General features: G+C 57.4%; 21 protein-coding genes. 11 read left to right on the top strand and 10 right to left on the bottom strand.

The window, feature by feature from the left end; translation table 11 throughout:
- A partial coding sequence (locus tag L9059_RS25175) for a transposase (RefSeq protein WP_247293550.1) occupies nt 1–448 on the top strand: 448 nt, incomplete at its 5' end.
- Between the two features lie 146 nt (nt 449–594).
- Nucleotides 595–1,626, top strand: a complete 1,032-nt coding sequence (locus L9059_RS25170; protein ID WP_247293549.1) for an RHS repeat-associated core domain-containing protein — start codon at nt 595–597, stop codon at nt 1,624–1,626.
- 119 nt (nt 1,627–1,745) lie between these two features.
- Here the strand turns inward: L9059_RS25170 and L9059_RS25165 are convergent, their stop codons facing one another.
- Nucleotides 1,746–2,687: a LysR family transcriptional regulator gene (locus L9059_RS25165; protein ID WP_247293548.1), complete on the bottom strand. Its 942-nt coding sequence runs from the start codon at nt 2,685–2,687 to the stop codon at nt 1,746–1,748.
- 175 nt (nt 2,688–2,862) lie between these two features.
- Here L9059_RS25165 and amaB point away from each other — a divergent pair, with 175 nt between their 5' ends.
- The 8 genes from amaB (at nt 2,863) to L9059_RS25125 (ending at nt 12,869) form a co-directional block, all read left to right on the top strand.
- On the top strand, nt 2,863–4,353 hold the full coding sequence (amaB, locus tag L9059_RS25160; RefSeq protein WP_247293547.1) for an L-piperidine-6-carboxylate dehydrogenase: 1,491 nt from the start codon (nt 2,863–2,865) through the stop codon (nt 4,351–4,353).
- A 95-nt stretch (nt 4,354–4,448) separates the two neighbouring features.
- Nucleotides 4,449–5,732, top strand: coding sequence for an L-pipecolate oxidase (gene amaA / locus L9059_RS25155; RefSeq protein ID WP_247293546.1), 1,284 nt, complete (start codon nt 4,449–4,451; stop codon nt 5,730–5,732).
- 364 nt (nt 5,733–6,096) lie between these two features.
- Nucleotides 6,097–7,230 (top strand): branched-chain amino acid ABC transporter substrate-binding protein, encoded by a 1,134-nt coding sequence (locus L9059_RS25150; protein ID WP_247293545.1) that lies wholly within the window; start codon nt 6,097–6,099, stop codon nt 7,228–7,230.
- A 243-nt stretch (nt 7,231–7,473) separates the two neighbouring features.
- Complete coding sequence (locus L9059_RS25145; RefSeq protein WP_150771737.1) at nt 7,474–8,388, top strand: ABC transporter permease subunit; 915 nt, start codon at nt 7,474–7,476, stop codon at nt 8,386–8,388.
- 3 nt (nt 8,389–8,391) lie between these two features.
- Nucleotides 8,392–9,675 carry a high-affinity branched-chain amino acid ABC transporter permease LivM gene (gene livM, locus L9059_RS25140; RefSeq protein WP_247293544.1) on the top strand — a complete coding sequence of 428 codons (1,284 nt, stop codon included), beginning with the start codon at nt 8,392–8,394 and terminating at the stop codon, nt 9,673–9,675.
- Nucleotides 9,672–10,544: an ATP-binding cassette domain-containing protein gene (locus L9059_RS25135; RefSeq protein WP_247293543.1), complete on the top strand. Its 873-nt coding sequence runs from the start codon at nt 9,672–9,674 to the stop codon at nt 10,542–10,544. The genes livM and L9059_RS25135 overlap by 4 nt, the downstream gene beginning before the upstream one ends.
- Nucleotides 10,541–11,257, top strand: coding sequence for an ABC transporter ATP-binding protein (locus tag L9059_RS25130; RefSeq protein ID WP_247293542.1), 717 nt, complete (start codon nt 10,541–10,543; stop codon nt 11,255–11,257). Before L9059_RS25135 ends, L9059_RS25130 begins: the two co-directional genes overlap by 4 nt.
- A gap of 841 nt (nt 11,258–12,098) precedes the next feature.
- A complete protein-coding gene (locus tag L9059_RS25125; protein WP_247293540.1) occupies nt 12,099–12,869 on the top strand; it encodes an SDR family oxidoreductase in 771 nt (256 codons plus the stop codon).
- 126 nt (nt 12,870–12,995) lie between these two features.
- On the opposite strand, the gene L9059_RS25120 is transcribed toward L9059_RS25125, so the two are convergent.
- The 7 genes from L9059_RS25120 to L9059_RS25090 form a co-directional block, all read right to left on the bottom strand.
- Nucleotides 12,996–14,123, bottom strand: coding sequence for an AGE family epimerase/isomerase (locus L9059_RS25120; RefSeq protein WP_247293538.1), 1,128 nt, complete (start codon nt 14,121–14,123; stop codon nt 12,996–12,998).
- Nucleotides 14,124–14,315: 192 nt separating this feature from the next.
- Entirely contained in the window at nt 14,316–14,888 is a 573-nt protein-coding gene (locus tag L9059_RS25115; protein ID WP_247293536.1) for a HupE/UreJ family protein, read from the bottom strand.
- A 31-nt stretch (nt 14,889–14,919) separates the two neighbouring features.
- Complete coding sequence (ureG, locus tag L9059_RS25110; protein WP_247293535.1) at nt 14,920–15,534, bottom strand: urease accessory protein UreG; 615 nt, start codon at nt 15,532–15,534, stop codon at nt 14,920–14,922.
- Between the two features lie 9 nt (nt 15,535–15,543).
- Nucleotides 15,544–16,218, bottom strand: a complete 675-nt coding sequence (locus tag L9059_RS25105; protein ID WP_247293534.1) for an urease accessory protein UreF — start codon at nt 16,216–16,218, stop codon at nt 15,544–15,546.
- On the bottom strand, nt 16,215–16,715 hold the full coding sequence (gene ureE / locus L9059_RS25100; protein ID WP_247293532.1) for an urease accessory protein UreE: 501 nt from the start codon (nt 16,713–16,715) through the stop codon (nt 16,215–16,217). The genes L9059_RS25105 and ureE overlap by 4 nt, the downstream gene beginning before the upstream one ends.
- Nucleotides 16,716–16,894: 179 nt before the next feature.
- Nucleotides 16,895–17,527 carry a TetR family transcriptional regulator gene (locus tag L9059_RS25095; protein ID WP_247293530.1) on the bottom strand — a complete coding sequence of 211 codons (633 nt, stop codon included), beginning with the start codon at nt 17,525–17,527 and terminating at the stop codon, nt 16,895–16,897.
- A gap of 158 nt (nt 17,528–17,685) precedes the next feature.
- A complete protein-coding gene (locus tag L9059_RS25090) occupies nt 17,686–18,240 on the bottom strand; it encodes a hypothetical protein (RefSeq protein ID WP_247293528.1) in 555 nt (184 codons plus the stop codon).
- Nucleotides 18,241–18,629: 389 nt separating this feature from the next.
- Here L9059_RS25090 and L9059_RS25085 point away from each other — a divergent pair, with 389 nt between their 5' ends.
- A complete protein-coding gene (locus L9059_RS25085) occupies nt 18,630–20,699 on the top strand; it encodes an AsmA family protein (RefSeq protein WP_247293526.1) in 2,070 nt (689 codons plus the stop codon).
- A 74-nt stretch (nt 20,700–20,773) separates the two neighbouring features.
- On the opposite strand, the gene L9059_RS25080 is transcribed toward L9059_RS25085, so the two are convergent.
- Both L9059_RS25080 and L9059_RS25075 read right to left on the bottom strand, forming a co-directional pair.
- Nucleotides 20,774–21,463, bottom strand: coding sequence for a hypothetical protein (locus L9059_RS25080; protein WP_247293525.1), 690 nt, complete (start codon nt 21,461–21,463; stop codon nt 20,774–20,776).
- An 87-nt stretch (nt 21,464–21,550) separates the two neighbouring features.
- Entirely contained in the window at nt 21,551–22,330 is a 780-nt protein-coding gene (locus L9059_RS25075) for a hypothetical protein (RefSeq protein WP_247293523.1), read from the bottom strand.
- Nucleotides 22,331–22,363: the final 33 nt, after the last annotated feature.

Genomic DNA, 22,363 nt, shown 5'->3' with positions numbered 1-22,363 from the left:
CGATGCTGAATCCGGTCTGGTGCATAGCGTAGTGGGTACGGCAGCGAATGTGGCGGACGTGACTCAGGTCGATCAGTTGCTGCATGGCGAGGAAACTTACGTCTCTGGCGATGCCGGTTACACCGGCATGGAGAAGCGTGCGGAGCATCAAAATCGCCAGATGATCTGGTCGATCGCAGCGCGACCCAGCAGCTATAAGAAGCATGCAAAAAAGAGCCTGATCGGTCGCATGCGCCGCAAAATCGAATACGCGAAAGCTCAAGTCCGGGCCAAGGTTGAGCATCCCTTCCGGGTGATCAAGCGCCAGTTTGGTTATACGAAAGTCCGCTTCCGAGGCTTGGTGAAAAACACCGCGCAGCAGACCACACTGTTTGCCTTATCGAACCTTTGGATGATACGAAAACGACTATTGAATGCAGGCGAGGTGCGCCTGAGATGTGGACAATGAGCCCTGAAAAAGTGCTCTTCCGCAAAAATAGTGAACTGACAGGAGGAAAGGTCTGATTTTCGATTAAGTCGGTGTTTTTTGAACCTCAGACAGCGAGGCCGTTAAAAACGGCTGCTTACTTCAGACCTTCCCTAAGGACAATTACCATGAAAAATCGAACCATTTTATGTAGGTACTCTTACGATGCGTTAGATCGTTTGGTAGCAAGTACAGCATGGAGCGACAAAGCCCCGCGAAACTGTTTCTACCTGAAAAATCGTTTAACCTCGGTCATTCAGGACGCGGTTCAGTATTCAGTCATGCAGCATCAAGATTACCTGTTAGCACAAAAGGAACATCTGACCGGCGCCTTTAAAACCCATCTGCTGTTCACTGATCGTCAACGGTCCGTGTTGACCTTGTGCGGAATGACGCCCGCTAGATCATGTACCTATACACCTTATGGGTATCGTGAACCGAGTGACAGTGAGCTTGGTGGGCTGCAGTTTAATGGCGAGAGCAGGGATCCAGTGACTGGGTGTTATATGTTGGGCAATGGATACCGAGTGTTCAATCCGGTACTGATGCGTTTTACAACCCCAGACAGCTGGAGTCCACTCGGAACAGGGGGGCGGAATGCATATCAGTATTGCCTCGGAGATCCGGTGAATAATATTGATCCTTCAGGGCATGCCGCATTAAGTCTCTCGCAATTTATCTCCAGGCTATTAAAAAATAATCCCAGGCCGCGGATTAGGCAGGTTTCAAGTGCACTACCTCTAAATAGTGGTGCCGGGCCGCTCCCCAAACTGGATCCGTTGACGACTCTGGGTCCAAAAAACAATGTGCCGGAGATGACACTGAAAAGACTAGCTGCAGACAGGGTGCATTATGATGACTTTTTAAAGGTGGGGAAAACTTCGCGTGCTGTAAATAAGCTTGATGCTCATAATATTAAGGCAGTTGGTATGTACTCCGATGACCCCTTGAAAGTTAACATTCCAGATCCCAAGAGTTGGGTTCCGCTTGAGGCGCAGCAGCAAAGAATAGTCGAAGGTTATCAATTATTCAGGTCGAATATAAACAACGTCGTAAATCAGATGGATGAAGTTTTTAAGGCTTATCCGTCAGGCGATCGAATACTTCCAAGCGCTGTAAGATCAGCAGCCGAGTATGCACAGAGATTAAGGCAGGGGTAGTTTTACTATCAGTGATGAAATACTCGATTCAGGATAACTGGCGAGTTCAGTTCGAACGCTACATAGATTAGTCGGCTCAATCCAATAGCGACGTCAGGTTCGGCTGTCCTCTCTGCGAGTCAGCCGATCGTGATCAATACGCTTCGCGCAATAGTTAAGCGTTCCGCTGAATTATCTACCTGCTCCAGCATCCACTTCACAAAATCGCGCACCTTCGGCACATCCGCCGAATGTTCGGGGTAGGCCAGGTAATACGCGTCAGAGCTGGGCATCGCATGTTGCCAGGGTATGACCAGTTTGCCGTCAGCCAATTCCTCTTCCACCAGAAATCTGGGCAGCAACGCCACGCCACAACCGACCTGGGCGGCGCGGATGCACATGTAGAACGTTTCGAAGCGCGGCCCGTGGTAGCTGTGTTCGGTGTGGAAGCCCTGGCTGTCGAACCAGTCGTGCCAGGCCTGGGGGCGGGAAGCGTTTTGCAGCAGGACCAGGTCGGCGAGCTGGGTTGGGTCGGTGAAAGGCGTGGCCGGAAGGCTGCCCGGGGCACAGACCGGAACCAGCTCCTCGCTGAACAGCTTCAGGCATTCGGTGCCTGGGCGTGACCCTTGGCCAAAGTAGAACGCCAGGTCGCTGCGGCCTTGCAGCAAATCATCGGCTTCCTGTTCGCTGCACAGGTCCAGATGGATCGAGGGGTGCCGCAGGCGCCAGCCTTTCAGGCGCGGCACCAACCAGCGCGCGCCAAAGGTCGGCGGCGTCGAGACCCGCAGGACTTCGGTTTCTCCACCGTAGGAACGCAGGTAATGGGTCGACATCTCGACCTGGGTGAGGATTTTTCGTACTTCCACCAGGTACAGATCGCCTGCCGGCGTCATCTGCAGGCGGCGGCGCACCCGGCGAAACAGCAGGTGCTGCAGCAATTCTTCAAGCTGCGCCACCTGTTTGCTGACGGCGCTTTGGGTCAGATTCAGCTCTTCGGCGGCCCGGGTGAAGCTCAAATGCCGGGTGACGGCCTCGAAACACTGCAAGGCGGTGATCGACGGCAGGTAGCGTTTGTTCAGCATGGGCGATCCTTTCTTCTTGTCTCTTTATTGCCAGCAATGCACAGCATGAATAAACGGAATGATATCTCTCTTAAAGGTCGTTTGTTGAGTAACCTCCGGAAAGCTAAAACTACAGGCCTTATCAGCCGTGATCGTGCGGCTGCACGCGTTCTGTCTTTTGCTTGAGGAGTGACCCATGGTTGCCGCATTGCTTGATCGTCTAGGTGTAAACCCGGCCCTGTACCAGAACGGCAAAGTGCCGGTGCATTCACCGATCGATGGCAGCCAGATCGCTGCCGTCACCTGGGAAGGGGCTGCCGAAGTCGAGCAGCACATCAGTCGTGCAGATCATGCGTTCGAATTGTGGCGCAAGGTGCCGGCGCCGCGCCGTGGCGAACTGGTGCGTCAACTGGGGGATATCCTTCGCGAATACAAGGCCGACCTCGGCGAGCTGGTGTCGTGGGAAGCGGGCAAGATCACCCAGGAAGGCCTGGGTGAAGTCCAGGAAATGATTGATATCTGCGACTTCGCCGTCGGTTTGTCCCGCCAGCTGTACGGCCTCACCATCGCTTCCGAGCGCCCAGGCCACCACATGCGTGAAACCTGGCACCCGCTGGGCGTGGTCGGTGTGATCAGCGCCTTCAACTTCCCGGTTGCCGTCTGGGCCTGGAATACCACCCTGGCGCTGGTATGCGGTAACCCGGTGATCTGGAAGCCGTCGGAGAAAACCCCGTTGACCGCCCTGGCATGCCAGGCACTGTTTGATCGGGTGCTGAAAAACTTCAGCGACGCACCGCCGCATTTGAGTCAGGTCATCATTGGTGGCCGCGATGCCGGTGAAGCTTTGGTGGATGACCCGCGCGTGGCTTTGGTCAGCGCTACCGGCAGCACCCGTATGGGCCGTGAAGTGGCGCCGAAAATCGCTGCTCGCTTTGCCCGCAGCATTCTTGAACTGGGCGGCAACAATGCGATGATCCTCGGCCCTAGTGCCGACCTGGACATGGCTGTGCGCGCGATCCTCTTCAGTGCTGTTGGCACCGCCGGGCAGCGTTGCACCACGCTGCGTCGTCTTATTGCCCATGAGTCGGTGAAAGAAGAGATCGTGACCCGCCTGAAAGCTGCTTACTCAAAAGTGCGTATCGGCAATCCGCTAGAAGGCAACCTCATTGGTCCGCTGATCGACAAGCACAGCTTCGAAAACATGCAGGACGCGCTTGAGCAGGCCTTGAGCGAAGGTGGTCGGGTGTTCGGCGGCAAGCGCCAGCTGGAAGACCAATACCCGAACGCCTACTACGTTCAGCCTGCGATTGTTGAGATGCCGGAGCAAAGCGATGTGGTGTGCAGCGAAACCTTCGCACCGATTCTCTACGTGGTCGGCTACAAGGATTTCGATGAGGCCTTGCGCCTGAATAATGCCGTGCCCCAGGGCCTGTCTTCGTGCATCTTCACCACTGACGTGCGCGAAGCCGAGCAGTTCATGTCGGCGGTGGGCAGCGATTGTGGTATCGCCAACGTCAACATCGGCCCGAGCGGCGCGGAAATCGGTGGCGCGTTTGGTGGTGAGAAAGAGACCGGTGGCGGACGCGAGTCGGGTTCAGATGCGTGGCGCGGTTACATGCGCCGCCAGACCAATACTGTGAACTATTCGCTGGAGTTGCCTTTGGCTCAGGGCATTACCTTCGACTGAACCTTGGTCATGCTTTGATCCCTTGTGGGAGCGAGCCTGCTCGCTCCCACAATTGAATATTGGTGTGTTGGTTAGGTTTCTGTTGGAGTCTGGCAATGCCGCTACGCGAAGAATGTCTGTGGGAAAAACTGACGCCGCAACGGCCCGATAATGCATCGCTCAAAGGCGAGGTCAAGGTCGATGTCTGTGTCATCGGCGCGGGCTTCACCGGCCTGTCGGCGGCGGTGCATTTGCTGGAACAGGGCAAGACGGTCTGTGTGCTGGAAGCGCACCGGGCCGGGCATGGCGGTTCCGGGCGTAACGTTGGCCTGGTCAACGCCGGCATGTGGATCCCTCCTGACGAGATCGAAGCCGGTTTTGGCGAGGCGGTTGGCAGTCAGCTCAATCGCATGCTCGGTGCCGCACCGTCCCTGGTATTCAGCCTGGTTGACAAGTACCACATCGATTGCCAATTGCGCCGCGAAGGCACGCTGCACATGGCGCATAACGCCCGTGGCGAAGCGGATCTGCGCAGTCGTGAAGAACAATGGAAGCGTCGTGGCGCGCCGGTCGAGCTGTTGACCGGCCAGGCCTGCGAGCAAGCCACGGGCACCAAAAAAATTGCTGCGGCGCTGCTGGACCGGCGTGCGGGCACCCTCAACCCGATGGCCTACACCAGCGGCCTGGCCAAGGCGGCCCTTGGCCTGGGCGGTCAGCTGTTCGATCACTCTGCGGTCACTCGGCTGGAACGTCAGGGCCAGAAGTGGTCGGTGCAAACTGCGCAGGGTTCGGTGTTGGCCGAGCAGGTGGTTATCGCCTCCAACGCCTACACCGAGGGCGACTGGACCGAACTGCGGCGTAATTTTTTCCCCGGTTATTACTACCAGGTGGCGTCAGTCCCACTGACTGAAGAAGCCGCGCAACAAATCCTGCCCGGTGGCCAGGGGTCCTGGGATACTCGCCAGGTACTCAGCAGCATTCGTCGGGACAAAGACGGGCGCCTGTTGCTCGGCAGTCTCGGCAACGGCAATCAAAAGCCGGTGTGGTTTCTCAAGGCATGGGCCGATCGGGTTCAGCAGCACTATTTTCCCTACCTCAAACCGGTGGAGTGGGAGTGCACCTGGACCGGCTGTATCGCCTTCACCCCTGATCATCTGATGCGCCTGTTCGAACCGGCGCCCGGAATAGTGGCAGTCACCGGTTACAACGGGCGTGGCGTTACGACCGGAACAGTGGTCGGCAAAGCGTTTGCAGATTATCTATGTAGCGGAAATCCTCTGGCTCTGCCGATTCCTTTCGCACCCATGCAACCCTTGGCGGGTGTGGGGTTGCGCAGTTGTCTGTATGAGGCAGGCTTCTCGCTGTATCACGCAGGCCAGTGCCTGCGCATCGTCATTTGATTGTTGAAAGATGTTACTGAAAAGCGACGCTTTTTCGAGCAGCGACTAGCCTGTAATGGTGCGGGTTGTAGCAGTCTCGCACCAGCGGTGTGCACTTCGGTGACGCACGATGTTACAGGCGGGTTGCACTTCGTTTGGTGTGGCGGTTGCAATGATGGCGCGTGCGGGTTGCGCCTTCAGGAATATATGGTTCTACCTATCGCGGTTTAGACGGTTGCACGCCCAATGAAAACGGGATCAAAACAGTCGGAATAACAATAACTCAGCGACTTTTTCAAGAATAAAAAACCGATGGCACGGCCCTTGCTCTGAGCATTCAGTGAAGTCGCAGTGCTAACTAAAAAAAACCTTGGAGCACCACCTCATGTCCCAGACGTTTTACAAGAAAGGCTTTCTGGCCCTCGCAGTGGCAGCTGCGTTGGGTGTTTCTACGTTTGCACAGGCTGATGTGAAAATCGGTGTGGCGGGTCCGATGACTGGCGCTAACGCTGCATTTGGTGAGCAGTACATGAAGGGTGCACAGGCTGCAGCCGATGCGGTCAACGCAGCGGGCGGCGTCAACGGGGAAAAAATCGTACTGGTGAAGGGCGATGACGCCTGCGAACCGAAACAGGCTGTGACGGTCGCCAAGGACCTGACCAACCAGAAAGTGGCCGGCGTGGTTGGTCACTTCTGCTCTTCCTCGACTATCCCAGCCTCCGAGATCTACGACGAAGCGGGCATCATCGCAATCACCCCGGGTTCCACCAATCCACAAGTGACCGAGCGCGGCCTGAGCGCCATGTTCCGTATGTGCGGGCGTGACGACCAGCAGGGCATCGTCGCTGGCGATTACATCGTCGACGTGCTCAAGGGCAAGAAGGTTGTCGTGCTGCACGACAAGGACACCTACGGCCAAGGCCTGGCTGACGCCACCAAGGCTCAGTTGGTCAAGCGCGGCGTGACGCCTGTGCTGTATGAAGGCCTGACCCGTGGCGAAAAAGACTTCAGCACCATCGTAACCAAAATCCGCGGCGCTGGCGCCGATGTCGTTTACTTCGGTGGTCTCCACCCTGAAGCCGGCCCTCTGGTACGTCAACTGCGTGAGCAAGGCCTGAAAGATGTCAAGTTCATGTCCGATGACGGCATCGTTACTGACGAGTTGGTGACCACCGCTGGCGGTCCGCAATTCGTTGATGGCGTACTGATGACTTTCGGTGCTGACCCGCGTCTGCTGCCAGACAGCAAGGCAGTCGTGGATGCCTTCCGCAAGGCCGGCACCGAGCCTGAAGGCTACACCCTGTACGCCTACGCTTCGGTTCAGGCCCTGGCGGCAGCCTTCAACGGCGCCAAGTCCAACAGTGGTGAAAAAGCCGCTGAATGGCTGAAGAAGAACCCGGTCAAGACTGTCATGGGTGAGAAGACCTGGGACAGCAAGGGCGACCTGAAAGTCTCCGACTACGTGGTTTACCAGTGGGACAAGGATGGCAAATACCACCAGCTGGAAAAACAGAAGTAAGGGCTGACTCGATCGGCTGAATCCACAGCTCCCCTGTAGGAGCGAGCTTGCTCGCGATGACGGACTGACAGGCAACACAGTCGTTGAATGTTAAACCGCCATCGCGAGCAAGCTCGCTCCTACAGGGGGGGCTGTGTTTGTTCTGCCTGATCCTGACTGACATTGCTCCGACGTATATCTGTATTTTCCTTAGAAGAGCCGCGCACCGCCGGTGTGCAGGTTCTCACTGCGTGAGATTGCGTTATGGATGGTATTTTCCTGCAGCAACTGGTCAATGGCCTGACCCTCGGGTCGGTCTATGGCCTGATCGCCATCGGCTACACAATGGTCTATGGCATCATTGGCATGATCAACTTCGCCCACGGCGAGGTTTACATGATTTCCGCTTACCTCGCGGCGATCAGTCTGGCTCTGCTGGCATACTTCGGTATTGAATCCTTCCCGCTGCTGATGCTCGGCACGCTGATCTTCACCATCATCGTCACGGCGGTGTATGGCTGGGTCATCGAGCGCGTCGCCTATAAACCCCTGCGAAACTCCACCCGGCTGGCACCGCTGATCAGCGCCATCGGTATTTCGCTGATCCTGCAAAACTATGCACAGATCGCTCAAGGCGCGAAGCAGCAAGGGGTTCCTACTCTGCTGACCGGAGCCTGGCGCGTCGACATCGGTACAGGTTTCGTGCAACTGACCTACACCAAGGTCTTCATTCTGGTGGCAGCATTTGCGGGCATGGCGTTACTGACCTACATCATCAAGTACACCAAGCTTGGCCGGATGTGCCGTGCGACCCAGCAAGATCGCAAAATGGCGTCGATCCTTGGGATCAACACCGATCGGGTGATTTCCTACGTGTTCATCATCGGTGCGGCCATGGCGGCTCTCGCCGGCGTGCTGATCACCATGAATTACGGCACCTTCGATTTCTACGCCGGCTTCATCATCGGCATCAAGGCGTTCACCGCAGCGGTACTCGGCGGCATTGGCTCGTTACCAGGAGCGATGCTCGGCGGGATCATTCTCGGGATCTCCGAGTCGCTGTTCTCGGGCCTGGTCAACTCGGACTACAAAGACGTCTTCAGCTTCTCGCTGCTCGTTCTCGTTCTGGTCTTTCGGCCCCAAGGCCTGCTCGGCCGTCCTCTTGTGTCGAAGGTGTAAGCGATGTCCTCAACCACTAAAAAAACCATTGATCTCAAAAGAAGCCTGGTTGACGCGATTCTTGCCGGTCTTGTTGCCCTGATTGTGTTCGGTCCGATTGTCGGCGTGGTCCTCGACGGGTACGACTTCAATCTGGAAACGACACGCGTGGCATGGATCATCGGGATCGTCATGGCGGGGCGCTTTGCCCTGAGCCTGTTCCTGCAGACCCCAAAAGGCCTGAAAATCCTCGAGGGTTTTGAAAGTACCAGTTCCGGCGTGCATGTGCTGCCACCGGATTACAAGTCACGGTTGCGTTGGATTATCCCGCTGTTGATTGTCATCGCCGTGGTCTTCCCTTTCTTCTCCAACTCTTATCTGCTGGGTGTGGTCATCCTTGGCCTGATCTACGTGCTGCTCGGCCTTGGATTGAATATTGTGGTCGGCCTGGCCGGCCTGCTCGACTTGGGCTACGTGGCGTTCTACGCCATTGGCGCCTACGGCCTGGCACTCGGTTACCAATACCTCGGCCTGGGTTTCTGGACGGTGCTGCCGCTCGCGGCGATCATGGCGGGACTGGCCGGTTGCATCCTCGGCTTCCCGGTACTGCGTCTGCATGGCGATTACCTGGCGATCGTGACCCTGGGTTTTGGTGAAATCATCCGGTTGGTCCTCAACAACTGGCTGTCGTTGACCGGCGGACCGAACGGCATGGCGGCACCTCTGCCGACGTTTTTCGGCCTGGAATTCGGCAAGCGCGCAAAAGATGGTGGGGTGCCTTTCCACGAGTTCTTCGGGATTGCCTACAACCCGGACGTGAAGTACTACTTCATCTATGCGGTGTTGTTTTTGGTGGTTTTGGCCGTGTTGTACGTCAAGCATCGTCTGGTCAAAATGCCAGTCGGCCGTGCCTGGGAAGCCTTGCGCGAAGATGAAATCGCCTGTCGCTCCATGGGCTTGAATCACGTACTGGTCAAGCTTTCGGCGTTCACCATTGGCGCGTCTACCGCAGGTCTGGCCGGGGTGTTCTTTGCCACCTATCAAGGCTTCGTCAACCCGACCTCGTTCACCTTCTTCGAATCGGCGCTGATTCTCGCCATTGTGGTCCTGGGTGGCATGGGGTCGACCATCGGCGTGGTGATTGCAGCCTTCGTGCTGACTGTCGCGCCGGAGTTGCTGCGTGGTTTCGCAGAGTACCGGGTGCTGCTGTTCGGCATCCTGATGGTGTTGATGATGATCTGGCGACCGCGCGGCCTGATCCGGATCAGCCGTACCGGTGTGACCCCCCGCAAAGGAGTAGCGCCATGAGTGAAGTCGTCCTCTCGGTCGAAAAACTGATGATGCACTTTGGCGGCATCAAGGCGTTGAGCGATGTCAGCCTAAAAGTGCACCGCAACTCGATCTTCGCCCTGATCGGCCCCAACGGCGCGGGCAAGACTACGGTGTTCAACTGCCTTACCGGCTTCTACAAAGCGTCTGGCGGTAAAATCGAGCTCAACGTGCGTGGCGAGCACACCAACGTCATCCAGTTGCTTGGGGAGTCCTTCAAGCCCACCGATTTCGTTTCGCCGAAATCTTTCTTCAGCCGTATGTACTACAAGATGTTCGGCGGCACCCACTTGGTAAACCGTGCTGGCCTGGCGCGCACTTTCCAGAACATTCGCCTGTTCAAGGAAATGTCGGTGCTGGAAAATCTACTGGTGGCCCAGCACATGTGGGTGAACCGCAACATGCTGGCAGGCATCCTTAATACCAAGGGTTATCGCAAGGCTGAAAGTGATGCCCTGGATCATGCTTTCTATTGGTTGGAGGTTGTGGACCTGGTGGACTGCGCCAACCGACTGGCCGGCGAGTTGTCCTATGGTCAGCAACGCCGTCTGGAAATTGCCCGGGCCATGTGCACGCGGCCGCAGATCATCTGCCTTGACGAACCGGCCGCCGGCCTCAACCCTCAGGAAACCGAAGCGCTGAGCGCGATGATCCGGCTGCTGCGCGACGAGCATGATCTGACCGTGGTGCTGATCGAACACGACATGGGCATGGTTATGAGCATTTCCGACCACATTGTGGTGCTGGACCACGGCATCGTCATCGCCGAAGGCGGGCCGGATGCGATCCGCAACGATCCGAAAGTGATTGCGGCCTACCTGGGCGCTGATGAAGAGGAGTTGGTATGAGTCAACCGATCCTCGAATTGAAGGAGCTGGACGTGTTCTACGGGCCGATCCAGGCCCTGAAAAAAGTCTCGCTGCATATTAACGAAGGTGAAACCGTCAGCCTTATCGGCTCCAACGGCGCCGGAAAATCGACGCTACTGATGTCAATCTTCGGCCAGCCCCGTGCGGCTGACGGGCAGATCATCTATCAGGGAGTCGACATCACCCATAAGTCGTCCCATTACATTGCGTCCCATGGCATTGCGCAGTCGCCGGAAGGTCGGCGGGTGTTCCCCGACATGACGGTCGAGGAAAACCTGCTGATGGGGACTATCCCCATCGGTGACAAGTACGCCACCGAAGACATGCAGCGCATGTTCGAGCTGTTTCCACGGCTCAAGGAGCGTCGCACCCAGCGGGCCATGACCATGTCTGGTGGTGAACAGCAGATGTTGGCCATTGCCCGTGCGCTGATGAGCCGGCCAAAACTCCTGCTGCTCGATGAACCGAGCCTGGGGCTGGCGCCGATCGTGGTGAAGCAGATCTTCTCGACCTTGCGAGAGCTGGCAAGTACTGGCATGACGATTTTCCTGGTCGAGCAGAACGCCAATCATGCATTGAAACTGTCGGATCGGGCGTATGTGATGGTCAACGGCGAGATCCGCCTCACGGGCACTGGTAAGGAACTGCTGGTGAATGAGGAGGTGCGTAACGCTTATCTGGGCGGACATTGATTCCCAGCCATGATATCGACAGCCCCGACGAGCGATCGCCGGGGCTTTTTTACATCTCCACCGCACCCTCGACCCTGTGGGAGCGAGCTTGCTCGCGATAGGGGCAATGTCAGTCAAAAAATGTCCCTGAGCACGACCGCTATCGCGAGCAGGCTCGCTCCCACAGGTGCAAGGTCTCGCGCTTTTTCGAAATTGTGGAAAACAATATTAGCGAGCTCTGAAACCGCGACATAAAGCCGCTGCAAATAGTTGTTTTGTCACGGTTTTGACTTGTCCCCGTTTGCTGTGGAACTGGCTGTGAATAACGTGGGAGTAGCTGGCTGAAAGCCCCTGTATTCAAGGCCTCCGGGAGTGTGGTTGTTTTTTGATCAGGCATTTTCTACGGTTGGCCGGGCGGCTTTGTCAACCACTTTATTGGGCATTAAATAGGCTGTTAGCTCACCTTGACAGCCTGTGGATAAGTCTGTGGTTAAACTCTGGAAAGACTCGGCTGAAGGCCGTAGTTACTGGCTTGGAGCCATCGTGTATTGCAGGGTGCAATCGTGCAAAATGCCATGAGCTACAACGCCAGCTGGCAAGGGTCAAGCAAAAAACTTTCAAGCCTGCCCGCAAAGCCTTGTACACAGCGGCTTGCAGCTTTTTTACTTGCCCCCGGAAACTGTGGGCCCACCTGTGGATAACCTGCGCGTACATGGCTGCGGCCCACAGCCCGTATGCCTTTGCAAAGGTTGATCGTTTTTTGCACAATTTGTGGCAGTTGCCGCTGTGAGCCAAGCGGGGCATGCTGCCTGCTGATTTTTTATTCCAATGGCTGCTCATCAGCTGAAGCAAGGAGAACACGATGTCCAACACCCTGTTTATTACCGGCGCTACGTCCGGTTTTGGCGAAGCCTGTGCCCGTCGTTTTGCCGAGGCTGGCTGGAAGCTGGTGCTGACAGGTCGTCGTGAAGAGCGCCTCAATGCCCTGTGCGCCGAGCTGTCCAAGCAAACTGAAGTGCATGGCCTGGTACTGGATGTGCGAGACCGCAAAGCCATGGAGGAGGCAATCGCCAATCTGCCCCCGGCGTTCGCCAAGCTGCGCGGCCTGATCAACAACGCCGGCCTGGCCCTGGGCGTCGATCCTGCGCCCAAGTGTGATCTTGATGACTGGGACACCATGGTCGACACCAATATCAAGGGCCTGATGTACAGCACTCGGCTGCTGCTGCCGCGCCTGATTGCCCATGGTCGAGGCGCCGGGATCATCAACGTCGGTTCCGTTGCCGGTAGCTACCCTTATCCGGGCAGCCACGTGTATGGCGCGACCAAGGCCTTCGTTAAACAGTTCTCCCTGAACCTGCGATGCGACCTGCAGGGCACCGGGGTGCGCGTGAGCAACATCGAGCCGGGAATGTGCGAAAGCGAATTCTCGCTGGTGCGATTCTCAGGTGATCAGGCGCGCTACGACGCGACCTATGCCGGAGCCGAGGCGATTCAACCGCAGGACATTGCTGAAACCATTTTCTGGGTGCTGAATGCGCCGGCGCATATCAACATCAATACCCTGGAGTTGATGCCGGTGAGCCAGACCTGGGCAGGGTTTGCGATTCATCGCGAGGGTGGCAAGGCTTAAGACCGGGTAATGGCCATCGCGAGCAAGCTTTGCTCCCACAGTATTTTGGGTATGGGAGCAGAGCTTGCTAGCAGTGAAGGTTGCCGGCTGTGGGAGCAAAGCTTGCTCGCGATGGCGGCTGCAGGGTCAGCGCAAGTATTCTGCCAACCCGTGATAACAGGTCGCCAGATGGTAGGGCGTGGTCGAAGGCATGTCCTTGCGGCTCACCTCGCCCTGTTCATCACGACACTCATGCCATCCTGCGGCATGCAGAAAGTTCTGCTGCAACGCCAGGAGTTGCCGCTGCACCGAGGCCTCGGCGTTCGGTCGCAAGGTCAACGCGCGCAGGTATTCCGCCTGGGCCCAGATGCGCTGGGTGGCGTCCCTGTCCTGGCCATCCAGGTCGAGCATGGCTTTCACTGCACGGGAAGATTGCTCAACCCCCGATTGCTCGGTGAAGGCAAATGCCTGTTCTATGGAGGCGTGCAGTTCAGATCCGCGTAGCAGTGGCGACGACTCCAGCAGGAAATACCACTCGAACTGATGCCCTGGTTCATACCAGTTATCCACAGCACCCAGCGGTTTCTCCATCAGCATGCCGTGCTGCGGATCGATGAAGTGCTGCTGCATGGCTGTGCATAACTTGACGAGCTGATCCTGGACGCGAGGGGCCGCGCGAAACGACAGGGTGGCGAGGAACGCTTCGGCGAGATGCATCAGCGGGTTCTGCAAGGCCCCGCTGTCCAGCGATGACCAGTCGCGGCCGAGGCTGGCTTCGTACAGGCCGTCGCCTGTGGCGAAGCGCTGGGTGATCACCTCCAATACAGAGTTGAGCACTGATTCCACTGACGTTTGACGGACCTTTTCCCAGTAGTGCGCGCAGGCGAACAGGATGAAGGCGTGGGTATAGAGGTCCTTGCGCTGGTCCAGAGGCGCGCCTTGCGGGTCGATGCTATAGAACCAGCCGCCATGTTCGGCGTCGTGGAAGTGCCGCTGCAGGGAGTTGAACAGCTGCGCGCTGCGCTCTTCGGCGCCCTGTACATGGCCCATCAGGCTCGAGAAGAGATACAACTGCCGTGCACATGCCATGGCCCGGTAACGTTGGGGCGGCAGCGGCGCGTGTGCGCCATCCAGGGCCTCGTAGGGCAGTGCCAGTTCGGCGTTCCAGCCTGGGCCTTGCCACATTGGCACGATCACTTCCTGGAAATGCTGTTGCACCGAGGCGAACAGGGTGGTCAATTCTGGCTGGGAGGCGGAACGGGATACAGGCTGCATTGGCTGGCGTCGTCACGGCAGGGGCGATTGCGCGACATGTTAGCAGGCCTGAGGGATGCGGTGTCTGCCGGGCCGCCATCGCGGGCAAGCCCGGCGCCCACAGGATCCGGCCTGGAACCCGATTATGGGTGTCACAAATCCCTGTGGGAGCCGGGCTTGCTCGCGATGAGGCCCGGCCAGGCAATACTGAACTCAGCCCGCCAACAACCAGACCCCGGTCGCCGCCGAAGCCGCACCTGCCAGCCTGACCAGCGGCGCCGCTGCCCGGGGCAGGGCGCGAACCACCGCATAACCCGCTGCATGCAATGCCGCCGTCGCCAGGACAAAACCGGCCGCGTAGGTCCATGGGCTGGACATGTCGGGCAATTCCAGACCATGCGCCACACCATGGAGCAGTGCAAACAATGCCGTTGCCCCGACCGCCAGGCTCAAAGGCGGACGTACCGCCAAGGCCACTGCCAGACCCAAGGCCAGCACCGACGCCGCGATCCCGCTTTCCAGCGCTGGCACATTCATTCCTTCAAACCCCAGCACCCCGCCAAGCAACAGGGTGCCGACAAAGGTGCAAGGCAGCGCCCAGCGCGCGGCACCTTTTTGCTGCGCGGCCCACAAACCCACCGCAATCATCGCCAGCAAGTGATCGAGACCACCAATCGGGTGACTGATGCCAGCGATCCATCCATTGTCGCCATGTCCCGGATGGGCAAAGGCGACAGCCGGTGTCAGCAGCAGCGCGATGGCGCCGAGAATGCGTTTAAGTGTCATGAAGAGCTTCCTTGTTGAAAATTTGAGGTGATCAGGACGCAGTCAGCAGGCCCTGGCGCTCGATGAACGCGATGATCTCTTCCAGGCCCTGGCCGGTTTTCTGGTTGCTGAAGACGAACGGCTTGCCGTTGCGCATTTGTGTGGTATCGCTGTCCATCAACGTCAACGACGCCCCCACCAGTGGCGCGAGATCGATTTTGTTGATCACCAGCAAGTCGGATTTGCAGATGCCAGGACCGCCCTTGCGTGGCAGCTTGTCGCCAGCTGATACGTCGATCACATAGATAGTCAGGTCGGAAAGCTCTGGGCTGAACGTCGCCGAAAGGTTGTCGCCACCGGATTCCACCAGGATCAGATCCAGCCCAGGGAAGCGCCGGTTCAACTGCTCCACGGCTTCGAGGTTGATCGATGCGTCCTCGCGGATTGCAGTGTGTGGGCAGCCGCCGGTCTCCACGCCGATGATGCGCTCCGGTGCCAGTGCTTCGTTACGCACCAGGAAGTCGGCGTCTTCGCGGGTGTAGATATCGTTGGTCACAACCGCGAGGTTGTAGCGATCGCGCAAGGCCAGGCACAGCGCCAGGGTCAGGGCCGTTTTGCCGGAGCCGACCGGGCCGCCGATACCGACGCGCAGGGGTTGTGCATTCATGTGAGTCTCCTAGGAACGGAATAGACGGCTGTACTGGCGCTCGTGGGCCATGCACGCCAGGGACAGCCCGAAAGCGGCGCTGCCGTAGTGTTCAGGGGTAATGCGTGTAGCGTTTTGCTGGGCCCGCTGCAGCAGCGGCAGCAATTGGCTGGTGAGGCGCTGGGCGGCCTGCTGGCCAAGGGGCAGGGTTTTCATCAGCACCGCCAATTGGTTTTCCAGCCAGCTCCAGAGCCAGGCGGCCAAGGCGTCCTGCGGGGTGATTTGCCAGGCGCGTGCCGCCAGGGCCCAGCCAAGGGCCAGATGGGGTTCCGGGCGCTGCGCAAGAAAAGCGCGTGCAGGGGGATCAAGCTCAGGCAGGCCATTGAGCAACTGTTGCAGGGAATATCCCATCTGCCGACTTTCCTGATGCAGCTCGCGGGTTTCCCGGCTGGCGCGGTGTTCTTCGCAGCGTTGCAGCAGTTCGCCCCAGTTCTCTGTTGCTGCCGCCTCGCAGTGGGCCAATAACAGCGGCGCTTCGAAACGCGCGAGGTTGAGCAGCAATTGGTCGCTGATCCATTCTCGGGCGCTGTCCGGATCATTGACCCGACCATTATCAACCGCCATTTCCAGGCCTTGTGAATAGCTGTAGCCGCCAATCGGCAACTGCGGACTGGCCAGGCGCAGCAGCGCCCAGGCCGGGTTCATAAACGCACGCCGAACTGGTGCAGTTTCGGTGGGTAGTTGAAATCCTCGTCGCCATGTCGCGAGTGGTGGTGGCCTCCACCGTAGGCCCCGTGCTCCGGCTGGAAGGGTGCTTCGATGGCCTCGACCGTGGCTTCGAGCTGTTCGAGCATGGCTTTGAGCACGTAGTCGTCAAGCAGGCGCAACCAGCCGTCGCCTATTTGCAGGGCCACGTGCCGATTGCCCAGGTGATAGGCCGCGCGGGTCAATTCGAAGGCGTTGGCGCACGTGACATGCAGCAGCTGTTCGGGGCGGGCGCACACTCGAACGATGCGCCCGTCCTCGGCTTGCAGGTATTCGCCGTCATGCAGCGGCGGCTGGCCGCGTTCCAGGAACAGCCCGACATCTTCTCCTGCGGCACTAAAACAGCGCAGGCGGCTTTTACTCCGGGCCTCGAAGTTCAGATGCAATTCGGCGGCCCAGAGGGGTTGAGTGTCGATTCTGCGATGAATCACCAGCATCGAAAAGCTTCCAGCAATGAACGATAGTCATGCTAGAGCAAGGGGCTTGCCAGATCGGCGTTGTGTAGGAAATAGCTGTTGGAGGTGTAGGAAAATTCCTAGAGGCTCGACTGTTTTGATTGGTATTGGTGCACTGCATTTTAGTGTTGCACCATTTTGTAGCGTATTGCAGGGCCGCCTTACTCGGTGCTGCCAAGCCCTTGCCAGTGCTTGAGCCCGATAAAGATGAAACGTAGTTGCTGGGTGATCTTTGCCTGCGGCGTCAGGTGATCGGGCAGAGCGTGGGCCGGCGGATCGATGATGTCCGGCAAAGTGGCAAACACGCTTTTGACGATCAGGTCGGCCATGACGTTGAGGCCGGCGAGGTCCAGATGCTGCAGTTTCGGCATCAGCGACAAATCCGACGCCAGGTCGGAGCTGATGTCTTCACGCAAGCGCGCAATGGCCAGGCGCACTGGCAGCGAACCGCCGTACTGCTCGCGAGCGAGAAACAGGAATTGCGAGCGATTGGCTGACACTACGTCGAGAAATATCCGTACCGACGCATCGATAATGCCGCCCATGACAAACTCATTGTGGCGCACCAGGCGAATGGTTTCGCGGAAGGTCTGCCCGACTTCGCTGACGAGTACCAGGCCCAGTTCATCCATATCGGCAAAATGCCGATAGAAGCCGGTTGGCACAATGCCGGCGGTCTTCGCCACTTCGCGCAGGCTCAGGCTGCCGAATCCGCGGCCGCATTCCATCAGGTGGCGGGCTGCGTCCATCAGGGCATTACGGGTCTGTTGTTTCTGTTCGGCGCGGGGCAGCATCGGCAGGGGTTATTTCTGGACAAGGACAGCGACGCACTCTAGCAAATCGGCTTTGCCTGCGTCGAACGACTATCGAGGGATGATGCGGGGATTTGCTGCGTTCAAAAAGTCAAAAGCCCAATCCGCGGACTGGGCTTTTTTTCAGGACCGCCATGGGCTTAGCTCAGGGCACTGTTGCGTTCGATTACACGGTCACCACCACCTTCGGCAAGAGTCTGGCCTTGTGGGGTACGGTCGGAACCGTCAGCGGCCAGGGTTTGACCTTGTGGGGTGCGATCGGAGCCGTCAGCGGCCAGGGTTTGACCTTGTGGGGTGCGATCGGAACCGTCAGCGGCCAGGGTTTGACCTTGTGGGGTGCGATCGGAGCCGTCAGCGGCCAGGGTTTGACCTTGTGGGGTGCGATCGGAGCCGTCAGCGGCCAGGGTTTGACCTTGTGGGGTGCGATCGGAGCCGTCAGCCGCCAGGATTTGACCTTGTGGGGTACGATCCGAGCCGTCTTGAGTGATCAGACCTTTCTCTTTCAGGCGATCGTTACCGCCTTCAGCCAGGGTCTGGCCCTGTGGAGTACGGTCGGAACCGTCGGCAGCGATGGTTTGGCTGAACACCGAGCGGCTGTCTTTGACTTGCGGAGTCGCCTGGTCAGCAGCTGGCAGCGCGAAAGCGGTGCTGGCCAGCATGGAAAGGGTAAGGCTAAGCAGTAATTGGCGTTTCATGATGGGTTGCTCCTTGGGAGGGCGATAAAGTGGGTACGAGGTCAATGCTACTCTCGATAAGTCGATATAAAAGTTCATAAACGCAATGGTAATAATCAACGGAATTGATTGTTCTGCGGAATGGCTCTAAACCGGGCGTTTCCGGCAGGTGTTTTTGCACCGAGGTGGGTATTTTCGACTCACATGTGCCACCTAAAAGTGCGGTGTCGGTAACGCCTTATCGAGGGGGCAGTCTGTTCCGGGCCGATTATTTGAGGATTAATTGCCTTTTCGGTTAAACCTGCGGGCCATTTTTCAGTCGTAGATCTCATGACAGTCCGGTTCTGGCCTGCATTTTCCAAACGTGCGTCGCGGTCGGGGCGCTCAGTCGTATCAAGGAGCCCTGTGCAATGACGCGCACTCGAAAAGTAGTTGCCTGGACCCTCGCCAGCTTGTCAGTCCTGCTGGCGGTACTGGTTCTGATCATCGCGTTCTTCGATTGGAACCGGATCAAGTCCCCACTCAATGCCAAGGTCTCCGAGGAGCTACACCGGCCGTTCGCCATTAACGGCAACCTGGCGGTGGTCTGGCAGCGCGAACCTGAGGAGGGGGGCTGGCGCGCCTGGGTACCATGGCCGCATGTGGTGGCCGAGGACCTGAGCCTGGGCAACCCCGAGTGGTCGAAACAGCCACAGATGGTCACGCTCAAGCGCGTCGAGTTGCGCATTTCGCCCCTTCCACTGCTGGCGCAGCGTGTGGTCATCCCGCGAATTGACCTGACCGAACCCAACGCCGAGCTGCAACGCCTGGCCGATGGTCGGGCGAACTGGACGTTCAAGTTTGATCCCAAGGATCCAGACGCCGAACCGTCCAGTTGGGTGGTGGACATTGGGGCAATCGGTTTCGACAAGGGCCACGTCACCCTCGACGACCAGAGCCTGAAAACTCGACTCGATGTACTGATCGACCCACTGGGCAAGCCGATCCCGTTCAGCGATATCGTTGGCGACAAGGCAGCGAAGACGGCGCAGGATAAGGGCGCCGCGCCTCAGGATTACGCGTTCGGCATCAAGGTCAAAGGTCAATACCACCAGCAGAAGCTCGACGGCGAAGGCAAGATCGGCGGCTTGCTGGCGTTGCAGGATGCCAACCGGCCGTTTCCTGTGCAGGCCAAAGTCAGTATCGCCGACACCCGGGTGGAACTCGCCGGCACCCTCACCGATCCGCTGAACCTTGGTGCGCTGGATTTGCGCCTGAAGCTGGCGGGCGCCAGCCTTGGTAACCTGTATCCACTGACGGGAGTCACGCTGCCGGACACCCCGCCTTATGCCACCGATGGTCATCTGGTCGCCAAGCTGCACGAGCCGGGCGGCGCGGTGTTCCGTTATGAAGAGTTCAACGGCAAGATTGGCCAAAGTGATATTCACGGCAGCCTGGCCTATGTCGCCGGTGAACCCCGGCCCAAGCTCAGTGGCGCACTGCTCTCCAACCAGTTGCTGTTTGCCGACCTCGCGCCGCTGATCGGTGCGGATTCCAACGCCAAACAGAAAGCACGCGGCGGCGAAAGCAAGCAGCCGACCGACAAGGTGCTGCCGGTCGAGGAGTTCAAGACCGAACGCTGGCGCGACATGGACGCCGATGTCGAATTCACCGGTAAGCGCATCGTCCACAGCGAACAACTGCCATTCAACGACCTGTATACCCATCTGGTTCTGACCAATGGGGTGCTCAGCCTGGAGCCCCTACGTTTCGGTGTGGCGGGTGGCAAGCTGGACGCGCAGATTCGCCTGAATGGTCGTACCGAGCCGCTGGAGGGCCAGGCCAGGCTGAGCGCGCGCGGCTTCAAGCTCAAGCAGCTGTTCCCGACCTTCGAACCGATGAAAACCAGTTTCGGCGAGCTTAATGGTGATGCTGACATCACCGGGCGGGGCAATTCGATCGCCAAGCTGCTCGCGACCTCCAACGGCAATCTGAAGATGCTGATCAACGACGGCGCGATCAGTCGCGAGCTGATGGAACTGGCCGGGCTGAATGTCGGTAACTATGTAGTAGGCAAGATCTTTGGCGACAAGGAAGTGAAGATCAACTGCGCCGCAGCCGACTTCGACATCAAGACCGGGCTGGCGACCACGCGCCTGTTTGTATTTGATACCGAGAACGCAATCATCTATGTCGATGGCACGGCGAACATGGCAACCGAGCAACTGGACCTGACGATCACCCCGGAATCCAAGGGCTGGCGTTTGATCTCCTTGCGCTCCCCCTTGTATGTGCGGGGCAAGTTCATCAAGCCGGATGCAGGGGTGAAGGCAGTGCCGTTGTTGCTGCGTGGTGCCGGGATGGTTGCCCTGGGGGTGATAGCCGCTCCGGCTGCAGGCTTGCTGGCGCTGATTGCGCCTAGCGGAGGGGAGCCGAATCAGTGTGCGCCGTTGCTGGAGCAGATGAAGGCGGGGAAGGCGCCTAAGACTGTTAAGGGCTGAGCAGGCCCTGAGAAGCGATAACCGCTCTCGAAAACTTTTCGAGAACGGTTATTTGAGGGCTATTTTCGAGTGTTTCAATTTTCGCTGGCAGAATCTTGGATATGAACTAGTTCTGTCTTCAATTTGCTACCCAGCTTCTTGATGATTTCTTGTCTGCTTTCATCATATTTGTTGCCGGAGAAATAGCAGGTCAGATAGCGAAAGTTGTTATTCTTTTCGTTAGTTGCGCTGATGAGCGTTGAGCAAAAAATATCAGGGTCGATGTTTGCAATGCTCTCAAAAATGATTTGCAGCGTTAGCATCAGGTTGTCTTGGCGAAGTATAGATAACTCAATTGTCGTCGCTTCGGTGGTCCGTGATCCAGTACTGACTCGGCGTGTGTTTTGGTTCAGCCTATTGATGGCGGCAGCCAATCCAGGAGCATCAGCGGGTAATTGCTGCAACTGATGGAAAGCCTCCCTGACCGCTTGTTGCTCTGGGCCGGATAGGAAGTTTTCATCAAGCGTGTCGATAAGGTGCGGCAACGTGGTTTTAATAAATTGCTGTCGCGAGGTGCTTCGCTCGGTGAAAGTCCAGCTCAGATTACCTAAAAGATTGACATGATTTAACCATCTTGATTCGTCGTCATGTTTCAGTTTCTGAGACAGCAATGTGCTGTACAACGTCGAGTTGAGGACGTCTTTTTCCATTTGATCGGGGCGTCGACCTAGCAGGATTGTAATGTTTCCGCCCAGCGCATATATTTTGGATAAAATAGTATCCATAGAGACTCCGTAAAGTTGCATGGATTTTTCATGGCTGGAATCGAAGCTGATTCAGCAACGACTCCAGGGGGTAGGTGGGCTTACATATTAATCAAAGCTTAAGTCAGGCAGTTGGCTGATGTATTGTTTAGCTGCGACGTTGTACTTATTTTGAAGTTCTTTTCGGATAGGCGAAAAATTATTAAGGCTCAAATAAGTGCGCACAGCACCGGTCTTCACAACGGTGGACTGCTTCGTAGATCTCCAGAAAAGAATGCCCTGTTTGCTTTCTCGCGCGTCCAGGGATATACAATTAAGGATCATGTTAGGCGCACCTGCGCTATCGAGCCAAATTGGGGCGATGTCAAATTTGGCCTTTTTGCCGAGGTCGCTTCCGCTGTTGAAAATTTTAATGTTTTTAGGGTCGTCTTTCAACATGTCAAGTGCTTTCCCGCCTATAAGTGAAAGCGCCAGCGCGGCATCTTTTCCGATCAGGCTTTGTGCTATCTCCAAAGCTACTGCGTCCATCGTAAGACCGATTCGCTTAATGGTCCTTTCTTGGATGTCCCTACTTTGGAACGCCCAGCCTAGATTGGATAGACCATTCACATAGTGTAGGTACCATTCAAATATGCGATCGTCTTCCGGAAACATTTTGTTTGCGGAATTTTGCATCACCAGTTTGCACAGGTCGACATCGTCAATAACTGATTGCGGGACGCCAGGCAAGTAAGCATCTATGGTGCCAGGTAATATGGTAGCGGTGGGCTTGCTGGGGTCGTGAATCGGTGGGGTCGTCAAATTGGCTTCCGCGAATGATCGTGGTTGCGGAACAATGGGAAGTTCTGGCAGCGAGTCAATGAACTCTAATCTTTCTTCTAATAGCATGGGGGAATTCCTTTTCGAGTTTTGATTAAACAA

The sequence above is a fragment of the Pseudomonas violetae genome (assembly GCF_023072615.1).
Lineage (GTDB): Bacteria > Pseudomonadota > Gammaproteobacteria > Pseudomonadales > Pseudomonadaceae > Aquipseudomonas > Aquipseudomonas violetae.
This window is presented reverse-complemented; position numbering and strand designations above follow the sequence as displayed.

Bases quoted from the DNA above. Each gene is read 5' to 3' on its own strand.
- L9059_RS25170 (WP_247293549.1), top strand. From the start codon at position 595: ATGAAAAATCGAACCATTTTATGTAGGTACTCTTACGATGCGTTAGAT.
- L9059_RS25165 (WP_247293548.1), bottom strand. From the start codon at position 2,687: ATGCTGAACAAACGCTACCTGCCGTCGATCACCGCCTTGCAGTGTTTC.
- amaB (WP_247293547.1), top strand. From the start codon at position 2,863: ATGGTTGCCGCATTGCTTGATCGTCTAGGTGTAAACCCGGCCCTGTAC.
- amaA (WP_247293546.1), top strand. From the start codon at position 4,449: ATGCCGCTACGCGAAGAATGTCTGTGGGAAAAACTGACGCCGCAACGG.
- L9059_RS25150 (WP_247293545.1), top strand. From the start codon at position 6,097: ATGTCCCAGACGTTTTACAAGAAAGGCTTTCTGGCCCTCGCAGTGGCA.
- L9059_RS25145 (WP_150771737.1), top strand. From the start codon at position 7,474: ATGGATGGTATTTTCCTGCAGCAACTGGTCAATGGCCTGACCCTCGGG.
- livM (WP_247293544.1), top strand. From the start codon at position 8,392: ATGTCCTCAACCACTAAAAAAACCATTGATCTCAAAAGAAGCCTGGTT.
- L9059_RS25135 (WP_247293543.1), top strand. From the start codon at position 9,672: ATGAGTGAAGTCGTCCTCTCGGTCGAAAAACTGATGATGCACTTTGGC.
- L9059_RS25130 (WP_247293542.1), top strand. From the start codon at position 10,541: ATGAGTCAACCGATCCTCGAATTGAAGGAGCTGGACGTGTTCTACGGG.
- L9059_RS25125 (WP_247293540.1), top strand. From the start codon at position 12,099: ATGTCCAACACCCTGTTTATTACCGGCGCTACGTCCGGTTTTGGCGAA.
- L9059_RS25120 (WP_247293538.1), bottom strand. From the start codon at position 14,123: ATGCAGCCTGTATCCCGTTCCGCCTCCCAGCCAGAATTGACCACCCTG.
- L9059_RS25115 (WP_247293536.1), bottom strand. From the start codon at position 14,888: ATGACACTTAAACGCATTCTCGGCGCCATCGCGCTGCTGCTGACACCG.
- ureG (WP_247293535.1), bottom strand. From the start codon at position 15,534: ATGAATGCACAACCCCTGCGCGTCGGTATCGGCGGCCCGGTCGGCTCC.
- L9059_RS25105 (WP_247293534.1), bottom strand. From the start codon at position 16,218: ATGAACCCGGCCTGGGCGCTGCTGCGCCTGGCCAGTCCGCAGTTGCCG.
- ureE (WP_247293532.1), bottom strand. From the start codon at position 16,715: ATGCTGGTGATTCATCGCAGAATCGACACTCAACCCCTCTGGGCCGCC.
- L9059_RS25095 (WP_247293530.1), bottom strand. From the start codon at position 17,527: ATGCTGCCCCGCGCCGAACAGAAACAACAGACCCGTAATGCCCTGATG.
- L9059_RS25090 (WP_247293528.1), bottom strand. From the start codon at position 18,240: ATGAAACGCCAATTACTGCTTAGCCTTACCCTTTCCATGCTGGCCAGC.
- L9059_RS25085 (WP_247293526.1), top strand. From the start codon at position 18,630: ATGACGCGCACTCGAAAAGTAGTTGCCTGGACCCTCGCCAGCTTGTCA.
- L9059_RS25080 (WP_247293525.1), bottom strand. From the start codon at position 21,463: ATGGATACTATTTTATCCAAAATATATGCGCTGGGCGGAAACATTACA.
- L9059_RS25075 (WP_247293523.1), bottom strand. From the start codon at position 22,330: ATGCTATTAGAAGAAAGATTAGAGTTCATTGACTCGCTGCCAGAACTT.